This is a genomic window from Collinsella sp. AM28-11LB (genome assembly GCF_003469895.1).
Lineage (GTDB): Bacteria > Actinomycetota > Coriobacteriia > Coriobacteriales > Coriobacteriaceae > Collinsella.
Window position 1 is genome coordinate 110,679 of sequence record NZ_QSKJ01000006.1, and the last position, 12,129, is coordinate 122,807.

Genomic DNA, 12,129 nt, shown 5'->3' on the forward strand with positions numbered 1-12,129 from the left:
GTATTATTTGAGCTAATGATCAGAGATATCTAAAACTCGCCCTGAATACAACCGTTTATCCCCAAATATCGACCGCTCACGCGACTGGCCTTTCAAAATCGGGAATACGTGGGTGTTGATGACGCGATGCATCGTCGACAAAGAGCGGTGCGTAGAACATGCGATTGAGGGCGGCGGCAACGGTGCGCGCCTCAAGGTCGGGCCGGGCCTCGAGCCAATACTGAATGAGGTTATGGTGGCCCGCAAGCGCAAATGCTAGATACAGGTCGAGGTCCGTTTCATCGGAAAATGTCGAGCGAAGCCGATTGCGAAAATAGTCATGCATAAAGATCGTTGCCTTGTGAGCAAACACGGGGTCGCCGTTATCGCTGTTAAGCGCCAAAACTTTCGAGCGATTAGTCTTGAGGATCTCCATGCGCTTGATCATCGTGGGCGTAGGGTCCAGCTGCGCATCGCCAAAGCGAGCCTCCAGCGCAACATCATTGATGTCCTGCATATTCTGGAGCAGCTTATCTTCAAAACGTTTAACCACATCATCGACAGAGCGATAACAGCGATAGAACGTCGATTTGGATGTATGGGCAAGGCGAAGTACCTCGGCCACCTTAATCGACTGCACCGGAGTTGTCGCCATAAGTTCAAAGACGGCATCCTCGATCCGTGAAGCAATATCGTTTTGAGCGTTCAGTGACATGGCGGCCTTCCCTATTGGCGATTGGCTCCTATGCTACCCGAAAGGCATGCTCCTTGACGACGATACGAGGCTTAGAGCGTGCCGCACAAGAGATGAGACAGCGACCGTATGTCACCGACGAAGTATTCCATCCGCCGGGCATGCCATCTTTGCGAGGGTCAATCGAAAACCCCACGCCTTCAGCCTTGAGGATGGCCTCGATGCTCGTCCACGTCTGACTCATGCGAAGATTGCGTTCTTGCAAATTGGGAGCAGCGTTAATCCACGCGCGCTCGTCATCGTTCACCATACGCCCAACCGCAACGGGAGCAATCTCATCGATCGCCTCGATATCCACGCCAATAGGTCCTCCAACCGACCGAGCAACATCGGAAACAGCGAGGACAACCATGCCTCCACCATGTGAAATGGAAATAGAGGGTGCCTCCCCATCCGCAAGCTCGATCTTGCCGAAAGCAGAACGCGCAAGCTGGGTGTCGTCGAAGACACCCAGGGCGTCGCGAAGCAGCAGACCCACGCCTGCAGCTTCCCTCCGAGACGCAATTGGGAGATCACCGTTGGAAGCACGTAAGGCATAGCGTCCCGCGATTAATGCCATATCAACGGTCTCGCCGAGATCGATCGCAGAAACATCAACGAGATGTACGGTTATATTCAAAATGGTCAACCCCCACTCGATTGAGATGACAAGGCTAAACAGACGCTCAGAACCGCTCTTTCATGAATCGAGGTACCTTTTGCCGGCGATTTGGCGACCCATTTGGCGACCAAAACAAAACAGCCCAGAGGACATAGCCTCTGAGCTGCGAACATTTGGTGGGCGTTAGAAGATTTGAACTTCTGACCTCTTCCGTGTGAGGGAAGCGCTCTCCCCCTGAGCTAAACGCCCAAATGGAGCGGACAACGGGGCTCGAACCCGCGACCCCAACCTTGGCAAGGTTGTGCTCTACCAACTGAGCCATGTCCGCCTGCGAGGATTTAATATACGGGATGATCCACCCAAATGCAAGAACTATTTTCGAATAATTTGAAAAAAGTTCGAGGCCAAGCAACGGGTACGAAACAACGGGTACGAAAAAACCCGGCTACCGTGGTAGTCGGGCTGTTGCGCTTGGAGCGGACAACGGGGCTCGAACCCGCGACCCCAACCTTGGCAAGGTTGTGCTCTACCAACTGAGCCATGTCCGCATATGTAAAACAAAACGGGCGCCGGAGCGCCCGGATGTTGCCTGGAGGCGAAGCCCGGATTCGAACCGGGGGTAAAGGCTTTGCAGGCCTCTGCCTTACCACTTGGCCACTTCGCCGAAAAAGGACCGCTTGAGACGGTCCGGAAATGCAATGGAGCGGACAACGGGGCTCGAACCCGCGACCCCAACCTTGGCAAGGTTGTGCTCTACCAACTGAGCCATGTCCGCTTGCGGGTTATTAATTTACGCGAGTTGCCCAAAAGACGCAAGTACTTTTTTCAAAAAAGTTGTCCGCCACATGCTCTTGGCAGATAAACATGTCAAAACGATTTACTAGGCGCACGATTCCAACGTTCCGCTAAACAGCTTGACCATCCGAACGCGCGTACCGGCACCATCCGTACGACGGGCAACCTCCACGTTGTCGACCAACATGCGCATGAGCTTGATTCCACGCCCGCGTTCCTCAGTCGTAACCGGCTCACTCGACCCGTCGATCGAATAGCCCGCCCCACGGTCGACGACCTCAATCACGACGCGATCGCCGTAGGCCTGAACCGTCAGGATGCATCCGATACCGTCCGCATGGTCATACGCGTTGCCCAGCGCCTCGCCCGATGCCAATGCGACGTCATAGCGCTCGTCACGACGCAGCGGAAGCGATTCAAGCAGCTCGGCAATACGGTGTCGGTAGTACGGAAGATTCTCGATGCCCTGGCGCACCTCGACGCTCTTGCTCCAGCGCGGCAACTCCCCCACCGGAATGGCAGGAATTGACTCGCGCGGCGGCCCTGCAACATGGAGGATGTCGACAAGTCGGGCAATCTCCAAAAAGCGAACGACCTCATCGGACGCATTAACAAGCGAAAGCAAGCCCTCGCGCCTCATGAGCTCCCTGGCACGCGTGAGCAAAAACGCCAAGCCCGTCGAATCGATGAAGCTCACAGTCTGGCAATTGATGACAACACGACGCACGCCCCGGCCGATCAAATTATCCAACCGTCGGCGCAACGCGGTCACCGAGGCGATGTCGATATCGCCCGGTGGCGTCAAAACCGCTATGTCATTCCACTCATTCATACGACCATGGTTCCCCAAAAGAGTTCGCTCGATGCATACGTATCTGTAACTGCGAAGATTTTGCCCGTCAAGCGTCGCGGTCTACGATCGACCTCGTAAAAATTCAAGGGAAACCAGCGCGATGTCATCGTCCAGCGCCGACTCGGTAAAGCGGTCAAGCTCGCCCAAGACCTTACCGCAGATTCCCGATACGCCCTCACCCGAGACAGAGAGCAGAAGGTCGCGAAGGCGCTGCTCGCCAAAGAAAGCACCCGAGCAATCGCGTGCTTCAATCGTTCCGTCGGTATACATAAAGAGCATGTCACCAGGAGCGAACGTAAAGGCGCCCGTCTCGTACACCATGCTTTCAAAGGCACCGATTACGCCCGATTGACACCCAAGGAGCTCCACCTCTCCCCCTCGGGCTTCCGTGCCGCCAAGCGGCGTCGACGACGGTCTGATGACCATGGTGGGAGGATGTCCCGCCGAGCAATAGGTAGCTCGGCCCGCTTTAAGATCGATCTTGGCGATAAACGCCGTCACAAACGTCTCGACCCTCGAAAAGCCCATGAGCATACTATTGAGCGAGCGGGCCATGCGTGCGGGCCCCGCGCCCTCCCAGGCATAAGCCGTCAACGCTGTCTTAACGAGCGCCGACATCGACGCCGCCTCGATTCCCTTGCCGGACACATCACCCAAAATCATAACGGCGCAATCGTCGGGAAGACGAACAAGCGTATAGAAGTCGCCGCCGACCAACGCCGAATTCGTTGCCGATAGGTATACCGAATCGGTTGCGATACCCGGAACGTCACTAAGCGAATTTCTCATGCCAATCTGAAGCGTCTGAGCGATATGGCGCTCTTCGCGCTTTTGAGACTCGCCCTCATAGATCAACTCAAAGTCGTGCGCCAAATGCACCATGTAGTCGTATTCGAGATCGTCGATTGGCTCCTGGCTGCCATCGCGGAGCAGCAAGGCGCGCGTCGTCGGTCCCTTGGCGACATCAGCGGGAACAATCGCATCGTTGCTTCGCTTGCCATCCGCCTCCAAGCGATAGCGCCCCGCCTCGATACCAGAGTCGACATATAGTCCCTGGCACGGCAGGCCGTGAGCCCTCAGCCATGTACCCATAGGCGTGGATTCGTCCACACGCGTTAGACGCACGTGCTTGAGGTCGTCAGCGCTCGTCCCGCCCAGCACCGATGTCTCGAACCCATCAGAAGTTGCCCCCAGGCGCGCCGCTGGCGTCGTGACAGAAAAGAAGAGCAACTCCGGATCGCCCGGCAACGCCACACGACTGCCGCCCTCAAAATCGATGACATAGGATTCGAGGCCCGCATCATACTCCACGGGGCAGAAATGACAATTGAGCACGGCGCAGATTTCCGATGACACAGCACGCGAGGCGGCAACAGGATCATCAAGATAGGCAAACAACTCATCACGCAGCACATTGAGCGAGCGGCCGAGCTCTGCCGTACGACGCGAACGCAGGCTCGATGCCATGCCGACCAGCTGAATGGACAGGTAATCGCAAATGACTTCGAGCACGTTGACGTCATAGGCAAGCGGCGCCTGCGGACGTTTCCAACCGACCTCCAATACGCCAAGAACCTGAGTGCCGTAAAACACGGGAAGGCAGATCTCGCTACGATATGGGGGCATATCTTGCACGCGTAGCAGGTGCTTAGAACGATTGTCCAAGTCCATGAACATGCCCGAGGCGACTCGATCGCCCTCCAGGTCCTGTTGAATCGACAAGCGGCACGCACGCGACTCGCGAAGCACATACGTCGGGATGCCTGCGCCATACGGCATAAACTCGGGCAGGTAGCTGTCATGCAGCTCCTTAGAAACGCCGCGAAGCTTAAACCCGCCGCTCTCAGAAAAATAAATAGCAGCACCCGATGCATCGAGCGTCCCCACGAGCTGATTCAAAACGGTATCCAGCAAACTAGGTAGTTCATCGGAGCCCACCGTGCTCATAATGACAGACAACGTGCCCGAGAGGCGCTTATTCGCCACCCTGAGCTCCGATAGCGCACGCTTGAGCTGACGATCGTGCGAATACTGTTCTTCGATGCTATGGAGCGCCACCAGGACGCGCGGCGCGCGGCGGCCAAAGATGCGAGGCGGTGTAACCGAGCCGGCACGAACGAGGACGGGAATAAAGGAACCGTCGCTTAGCTTGAGCATCAACTCGCTCTCGGTTCCATTGATCTCAAACGGAAGACGGTGCTCTGTCGCGCGCTCAAATGCCGAAGAGTACAAGAGATCTTTAACGTCGCCATTGATCACATCGGGACGCTCTTCACACATCAGGTCGAGCAATCGATTATTCACATGCAAAATGGTTCCGTCGAGCTCGCAGATGATGACCGCATCGCTCGTGATCTCGACCAACTGGGCAACGTCTGCCCACTCGTTGCGCTCAAGCGTTTCCATCGTGAACCTCACCGTCTATCGGTAACAAAAAAGCCTCCGAAGAGGCTCCTCAAATGCGATGGTGTCGGAGGCGGGACTTGAACCCGCATGACCAAAAAGCGGTCACTAGCACCTCAAGCTAGCGCGTCTGCCAATTCCGCCACTCCGACATGCTATGTTGTTGATTCGCGGTTCGTTTTGTTGGACCCGCGCGTTCAACGAGGAAGATAATAACCTATGTTTCGAGAGCTGCGCAAGCACTTTTTTCAAAAAAGTTTACGAATTTGTAATTGCACAGGTAGATTCGTATGTCCGGTCCCGAATCGGTATTGCCTCCCGGCGCGTCCTCGGGCATGAGCGATATTTTGCTTTGCACTTCGTGCTGCAAAATATCGCTCCCCCTGCGGAATGCGCCGGGAGGCAACACCGATTCGGGACCTATGTCCACGTTCTTCAAGCACAGTTCTCAAACATGTTCTGGGGCTGATATAAATTTAGTGGCTCGGCTTTGCCGAGCCGTTATATGGGGAGGCCGGAGCTAAAGCTCCGGCCTCACTAACTTTCCCATTAGATTAAGTGAGCGAGCGAGGAATCGCACTCCCCCTGCCGAGTTAACGTAGGGCCCGCCCTGGTGTTACTTTTCAGAACACTCCGCAGGACGGAGGAAGCCCCGCAGCGCGTAGCGCGCAGCGGGGCTTCCGACATGTCCGAAGACGTTCTGAAAAGTAACACCAGGGCGGGCCCGGACAATAACAACCGACTACAGGTCGATGTGCGATTCCTTGATCGGGAACGGCTCGGCGAAGTGGCACGCGCAGCAGTGACCCGGGGCGACTTCCTTAAACTCAGGAAGCTTCTCGGAGCAGATGCCCTGCGCGATCGGGCAGCGCGTGTGGAAACGGCATCCGGTCGGCGGATCCAGCGGCGACGGCGGATCGCCAGCGAGAATGATGCGCTTGCGGGTCTTCTGGATATCCGGATCGGGCACCGGCACAGCAGACAGCAGCGACTGCGTGTACGGGTGGTGCGGCTCACTGTAGAGCGTCTTCCAGTCCGAAACCTCGACCATCTTGCCCAGATACATAACGGCAACGCGATCAGAAATGTGCTGCACGACAGAGAGGTCGTGAGCAATGAAGAGATAAGCCGTACCGAACTTATCCTGGAGCTCCTTAAGAAGGTTCAGAACCTGGGCCTGAATGGATACGTCAAGTGCAGAGACGGGCTCGTCGCAGATGATCAGCTTGGGCTTCAGAGCGAACGCGCGGGCGATGCCGACACGCTGGCGCTGGCCGCCCGAGAACTCGTGCGGATAGCGGTTGATGTGCTCGGGGTTCAGACCGACGACGTCCAGCAGTTCGCGGACGCGCTCGATACGCTCTTCCTTGGTACCCACGCCATGAATGGTCATGGGCTCAGAAACAATCTCGCCGATGGTCATGCGAGGGTTGAGCGAAGCATAGGGGTCCTGGAAGATGAACTGCATCTCGCGACGCATATCCTTGATCTCGTGCTTGCTCATCTCGGCAACGTCTTTGCCCTGGAAGAACACTTTGCCTGCCGTCGGCTTGGTCAGGCGCATGATGGTGCGGCCCGTGGTGGACTTACCGCAGCCAGACTCGCCGACCAGGCCAAAGGTCTCGCCCGGATAAATCTCGAACGAAATGTCATTCACAGCAGAGACGACACGCTTGGAGAAGCGCTTGGCGAACATGCCGGACTCGGCGGGGAACTCCTTAGAGAGGTGCTCGACCTTAAGCAGCGGAGTACGCTCGTTGGTATCTGCCATTACGCCTCGCCTCCCTTCTTGGAATCCTTGCGGGTACGGGACGTCTCAGGAGCGTTCTTGAGGAACTCGGGGTCACCGGAGTAGTGGCACGCAGAGTAATGACCAGACTCGGTAACAACGCGCTCGGGGCGCTGCTTGCGGCACTTGTCCGTCGCATAGGGGCAACGAGGCGAGAACACGCAACCCTCGGGCAGGTTCATGAGCGAGGGCGGGTTGCCGTGAATCGGCGTAAGCGGCTTCTTCTCATCGATAGCCTGCTCCGGGATGGAGCGGATAAGACCCCAGGTGTAGGGATGGCGGCTCTCGTAGAAGATTTCCTCAGCAGTACCGAACTCGACGGGACGACCGGCGTACATAACCATGATCTTATCGGCCATATCGGCGACAACACCCAGGTCATGGGTAATCATGATAATGGCGTTGCCGTTCTTCTCCTGCATCTCCTGCATGAGCTCGATAATCTGAGCCTGAATGGTAACGTCCAGAGCAGTCGTGGGCTCGTCGGCAATCAGAATATCGGGATCGCAGGCAAGAGCCATAGCGATCATGACACGCTGACGCATGCCGCCGGAGAACTGGTGCGGATACTCGTTGACGCGCTTCTCGGGCTCGGGGATACCAACGAGGTCCAAAAGCTCGGTGGCGCGCTTGAGCGCCTCCTGCTTGGAGTAGCCACGGTGCAGACGAAGGCCCTCGCCCACCTGCTTACCGATCTTATAGACCGGGTTAAGGGAGGTCATAGGATCCTGGAAGATCATCGCGATATCGTTACCGCGAATGTGTTGCATCTCTTCCTCGGTCATCTCGAGGATGGAACGACCGCGATAGCGAACGTCACCGCCCTCAATCTTTCCCGGAGGCATCGAGATAAGGCCCATGATGGTCATGGCGGTCACGGACTTACCAGAGCCGGACTCACCGACGACACCCAGGGTCTCACCGCGATCGAGCGTGTAGGACACACCATCGACGGCGCGAACGACGCCATCCTCGGTGTGGAAATACATCTTAAGGTCATCGACCTCGAGCAGATGCTGGCCCTCGGGAACCGGCTGGTCCTTCAGGTCCACATAGTTCTTGTTCTTCTTCATCCTTATGCGTCCTTCATCTTGACGTCGAGGGCGTCGCGCAGACCGTCACCAAGTAGAGTGAAGGCGAGCACCGTCGAGAGAATTGCCAGACCGGGCATGATCATCATCCAGGGAGCAGTCAGAAGATACTGCTGACCGTCCTGAATCATGGAGCCCCACGAAGGCGTAGGCGGGATAACGCCCATGCCAAGGAAGGACAGAGCGGACTCGGTCAGAATAGCGCCACCAATGTTCATGGTCGCGTAGACCACGATAGAAGCAACGGAGTTCGGGAAGATATGGCGCATAACGATACGGGCATCGGATGCACCCATAGCGCGAGCGGCGTCAACATAGTCGTTCTCTTTGACCGTCAGGATCGCGGATCGGAAGACGCGCGCAATCGAAGGCCAGCCGAGAATACCGATGGCGATAAAGACGTTCTGAAGACCACGGCCGATAACGGCGATCATGGCGACAACGAATAGGACGTACGGGAACGCCAGGAAGATGTCCGCGCAGCGCATGATGATCGTATCCCAGATGCCACCATAGAAACCGGCGAGGGCGCCCATGACCAGACCGATCACCGTGGAGATGGCGGTGGCCATAATACCGACGGAAAGCGAAACGCGTGCACCGTAGATAACACGGACGAGAATGTCACGACCAAGGGAGTCGGTGCCAAACGGGTGCTCGGCACACGGAGCCAACAGCGAAGTCTCGGCCATGGTAGTCGAGTCGGAGGCCGTCGGCGAACCGAGCCAGGGCTTAGCCCACAAATCGGCGGTCAGGGCAACCACAACAACGATGATGATCCAGCAGACACCGATAACGGCGAGCTTGTTCTTACGAAGACGCTTGAAAGCGTCGCCCCACAGCGTGCGGGACTTGGCGGGAGCAGATGCGGCCTTGGTGGCGGTAGCCTGCCCCTGAGACTGAGAATCAGTTTCCTGCATGAGACGTACCTCCCTTAAGCCTTATCCGACGGACCGCCAAGGCGGATGCGCGGGTCGAGGAATGCATAGCTAATGTCGACGAGCAGGTTGATCACCATAACGACGACAACGATGAGCGTAACGCCGCCCATAACGATGGGCCAGTCGCGCATGCTGATGGCGCGGTAGACCTCATAGCCAATACCGGGCCAGTTAAAGACCGTCTCGGTCAGGATGGCGCCCGAAAGCATGGCGCCGAAGTCGACACCAATATAGGTAACGACGGGGATGAGTGCATTCTTAAGCGCATGCTTGATGATGATCGCACGATTGGAGAGACCCTTGGCCTTTGCTGTGCGGATGTAATCCTGGTTCATGACGTCGAGCAGCTGCGAGCGCATGATGCGGGCAGCATAGGCGGTCGAAACCGAAGCCAGCGTAATGGTCGGAAGCACATAGTGCATCCAATCCTGATACTGAGAGCTGGAACCACCAGCACCCGAGATCGGCATGGAGAACGCGCCGCCGGTGGCATCCTTGAGGATGACACCAAAGAACAGCTGCAACAACATACCGAGCCAGAAGGCAGGAACGGCAACGAGGATCGAGGTGGTCAGCGTTACCAAAATATCCCAGAAGGAGTAACGCTTTACTGCCGAAATGATACCCGCACCGATACCCATGATTGCCTCGAGCACGATGGCGCACGCGGCAAGTTTGACCGTATACGGATACTTCTGGGCAAAGATTTCCGTAACCGGCAGCTTGCGCTGATACGAATTGCCCAGATCGCCATGAAGCAGGCCGTTCATGTAATACAAGTAACGGTCCACGAGCGACGTTTGAACGGGGTCGCCGTTCTCGTCAAGAATCGCGTTGCCATCCTCGTCCGACTGGACCAGGTGATAGCGAACGCGAAGCTGAAGCTCCACCTCGGGGGACAGAGCCTTGTCTCCACCGATCAGCTTGATCGGATCTCCCGGCACGATATTCTGGAGGGCGAACAGAATCAGCGTGACGCCCAAAAACACCGGGATGAACTGAAGCACACGTTTAACGATGTACTTACCCATACCACTCCCCTATCTAGGGATTAACCTAAATGGGATGCCGATCGCCAGACCGGCATCCCAAAATTACCATCAGCCAGTTTACCCCAGGTTAGGGGGAACTGTATGTTTCCCATGAGGTCTACGTAAATACTTGACCCTCACGGAAGCTGCAACTCTTAGGCGAGCTCAGCGGTACCCAGATCGGCGTGCTTCTGCGGATCAACATAGAGGTGCTTGATGCGATCGGAGCCGGCGATGGTGTGCGTGTAGAACATCACCGGGATGACCGGGCAGTCGGCAGCGACCATAGCGTCGGCCTCCTGCATCTTGGCGATACGCTCATCGTCGTCAACCGTGGTACGAGCCTCGTCAACCTTAGCGTCGAACTCGGGGTTGCTGTAACCGGAACGGTTGTCGCCGCCGAGGGAGTCGGAGTGGAACAGCGGGTACAGGAAGTTGTCCATGATCGGGTAGTCGGCGATCCAGCCCAGACGACCGAACTGATAGTTAAAGTTCTGATACTGCTCGAGCAGGGCAGACCACTCAGGGGTATCGGAAGTAGCGGTAACGCCCACCTTGGCGAGGTCACCGATGATGGACTCCATGATCTCCTTATGGCCACCATCCTGGTTGTAGGACAGGATCACGTTGATGCCGCGGTCGCCGTTGGCGCCGGCTGGAGCAACCTTGTCGAGGTACTCGTTGGCCTTATCAACGTTGTACTCGCAGAACTCCCATGCGCCCTCCTTGTAGCCGGCGATTCCCGGAGGAACGATGCCGTCGGCGGGGGTACGGGTGCCCTTGAAGATGGTCTTGCAGATGGCCTCACGGTTGATGGCCAGGGAGATGCCCCTACGCAGGTCAGCGTTGTTGAACGGCTCGGCCGTGTTGTTGCAGGTCAGGTAGTACGTGGAAGGCTCGGCGCCGAGCAGCATGCGCTCGCCGTCACCCATGGTGTAGCCGTCCTTGGACACGCCGCGATCCTTCTTGGCGGCGTCGATCTGAGCAACGGGAACGTCGCAGACATCGAGGTTACCGGCCTGGAACTCCTTGTAAGCGGTCTCCATGTCCTTGATGACCTGGAAGTGGATGCCATCGATCTTGGCCTTGTCGCCATAGTAATCGTCGAACTTCTTGAGGTTGATCTCCTGACCATCCTCCCACTTGCCGTCCATCATGAACGGGCCGTTACCGATCGGGGCGAGGTAGAAGCTCTTGACATCGGACTCGGCGCACTCGGGAACCGGGGCCAGAGCCGGGTGAGATGCGACGAAGGGGAAGTCGGCGTAAGCGGAAGACAGCTTGACGACGAGGGTCTCATCGTCGGGGCAAGTAACACCGCTGAGCTCAGTAGCGTTACCGGCAAGCAGATCGTCATAGCCCTCGACCATGGAAAGGTGATAGGAGACCTCGGAAGGACCATACTCGGTAGCGATGGCCGACTTGGTGTTGACCAGACGCTCCCAACCGAGCTTGAAGGACTTGGAGGTAACGTCGTCACCGTTGTGGAACTTGGCCTTCTTGATCTTGAAGGTGAACTCGGTGGCGTCATCGTTGGCCTCGAAGGACTCGCAAGCCAGCGGGACAATCTCGCCCTTCTCGTTGTCGTAGGTGGTCAGAGCATCGAACAGCTGGTAGTTGACCTGAGTGCCCTGATCCTCCTGGACGTTGTAGGGGTCGATGCAAACCGGGTTGTTAATGTAGAAGTTCAGCGTCGAACCGGACTCAGAACCGGAAGCGTCGCCGCCCTTCTTGCCGCATGCGGCAAGAAAAGCCATGGAGCTCGCAGCGAGGGTGCCGCCGACAAAGGCGCGACGACCCATAACGGGCTGGTGGAACATAGAATCAGCCATGCCATCCTCCTTATGAGATAGGACAAAGTGAATTCGATTGGGCAACGTCGAGACAACCCG

Annotated in this window: 9 protein-coding genes and 6 tRNA genes; all 15 read right to left on the minus strand. The window is 57.0% G+C overall.

What is annotated here, in order from left to right; translation table 11 throughout:
• Positions 1-76 precede the first annotated feature (76 nt).
• The 15 genes from DW732_RS05740 to DW732_RS05810 all read right to left on the minus strand — a co-directional run bounded on the left by DW732_RS05740 (position 77) and on the right by DW732_RS05810 (position 12,069).
• Positions 77-694, minus strand: a complete 618-nt coding sequence (locus DW732_RS05740) for a TetR/AcrR family transcriptional regulator C-terminal domain-containing protein (RefSeq protein ID WP_118099035.1) — start codon at positions 692-694, stop codon at positions 77-79.
• A 28-nt stretch (positions 695-722) separates the two neighbouring features.
• Positions 723-1,352 (minus strand): 4'-phosphopantetheinyl transferase superfamily protein, encoded by a 630-nt coding sequence (locus tag DW732_RS05745; protein ID WP_147326617.1) that lies wholly within the window; start codon positions 1,350-1,352, stop codon positions 723-725.
• A 156-nt stretch (positions 1,353-1,508) separates the two neighbouring features.
• A tRNA-Val gene (locus DW732_RS05750) sits at positions 1,509-1,583 on the minus strand.
• A 3-nt stretch (positions 1,584-1,586) separates the two neighbouring features.
• A tRNA-Gly gene (locus DW732_RS05755) sits at positions 1,587-1,662 on the minus strand.
• Positions 1,663-1,806: 144 nt separating this feature from the next.
• A tRNA-Gly gene (locus DW732_RS05760) sits at positions 1,807-1,882 on the minus strand.
• Between the two features lie 42 nt (positions 1,883-1,924).
• Positions 1,925-1,998: transfer RNA gene (locus tag DW732_RS05765), tRNA-Cys, on the minus strand.
• A 35-nt stretch (positions 1,999-2,033) separates the two neighbouring features.
• Positions 2,034-2,109 (minus strand) — tRNA-Gly (locus DW732_RS05770).
• Positions 2,110-2,214: 105 nt separating this feature from the next.
• Positions 2,215-2,961: an anti-sigma factor antagonist gene (locus tag DW732_RS05775; RefSeq protein WP_117735335.1), complete on the minus strand. Its 747-nt coding sequence runs from the start codon at positions 2,959-2,961 to the stop codon at positions 2,215-2,217.
• Positions 2,962-3,042: 81 nt separating this feature from the next.
• On the minus strand, positions 3,043-5,388 hold the full coding sequence (locus DW732_RS05780; protein ID WP_118099036.1) for a GAF domain-containing SpoIIE family protein phosphatase: 2,346 nt from the start codon (positions 5,386-5,388) through the stop codon (positions 3,043-3,045).
• Positions 5,389-5,447: 59 nt separating this feature from the next.
• A tRNA-Leu gene (locus DW732_RS05785) sits at positions 5,448-5,537 on the minus strand.
• 590 nt (positions 5,538-6,127) lie between these two features.
• Positions 6,128-7,156: an ABC transporter ATP-binding protein gene (locus tag DW732_RS05790; RefSeq protein WP_022094888.1), complete on the minus strand. Its 1,029-nt coding sequence runs from the start codon at positions 7,154-7,156 to the stop codon at positions 6,128-6,130.
• Complete coding sequence (locus DW732_RS05795; protein ID WP_117564867.1) at positions 7,156-8,247, minus strand: ABC transporter ATP-binding protein; 1,092 nt, start codon at positions 8,245-8,247, stop codon at positions 7,156-7,158. The genes DW732_RS05790 and DW732_RS05795 overlap by 1 nt, the downstream gene beginning before the upstream one ends.
• Positions 8,248-8,249: 2 nt before the next feature.
• Entirely contained in the window at positions 8,250-9,185 is a 936-nt protein-coding gene (locus tag DW732_RS05800) for an ABC transporter permease (protein WP_117735337.1), read from the minus strand.
• 14 nt (positions 9,186-9,199) lie between these two features.
• Entirely contained in the window at positions 9,200-10,237 is a 1,038-nt protein-coding gene (locus tag DW732_RS05805; RefSeq protein ID WP_117735338.1) for an ABC transporter permease, read from the minus strand.
• 155 nt (positions 10,238-10,392) lie between these two features.
• Entirely contained in the window at positions 10,393-12,069 is a 1,677-nt protein-coding gene (locus tag DW732_RS05810; protein ID WP_118099037.1) for an ABC transporter substrate-binding protein, read from the minus strand.
• Between the last annotated feature and the right edge of the window lie 60 nt (positions 12,070-12,129).

Coding starts and splice junctions, on each gene's coding strand:
- DW732_RS05805 (WP_117735338.1), bottom strand. CDS start 10,237: ATGGGTAAGTACATCGTTAAACGTGTGCTTCAGTTCATCCCGGTGTTT.
- DW732_RS05810 (WP_118099037.1), bottom strand. CDS start 12,069: ATGGCTGATTCTATGTTCCACCAGCCCGTTATGGGTCGTCGCGCCTTT.
- DW732_RS05740 (WP_118099035.1), bottom strand. CDS start 694: ATGTCACTGAACGCTCAAAACGATATTGCTTCACGGATCGAGGATGCC.
- DW732_RS05780 (WP_118099036.1), bottom strand. CDS start 5,388: ATGGAAACGCTTGAGCGCAACGAGTGGGCAGACGTTGCCCAGTTGGTC.
- DW732_RS05795 (WP_117564867.1), bottom strand. CDS start 8,247: ATGAAGAAGAACAAGAACTATGTGGACCTGAAGGACCAGCCGGTTCCC.
- DW732_RS05800 (WP_117735337.1), bottom strand. CDS start 9,185: ATGCAGGAAACTGATTCTCAGTCTCAGGGGCAGGCTACCGCCACCAAG.
- DW732_RS05775 (WP_117735335.1), bottom strand. CDS start 2,961: ATGAATGAGTGGAATGACATAGCGGTTTTGACGCCACCGGGCGATATC.
- DW732_RS05790 (WP_022094888.1), bottom strand. CDS start 7,156: ATGGCAGATACCAACGAGCGTACTCCGCTGCTTAAGGTCGAGCACCTC.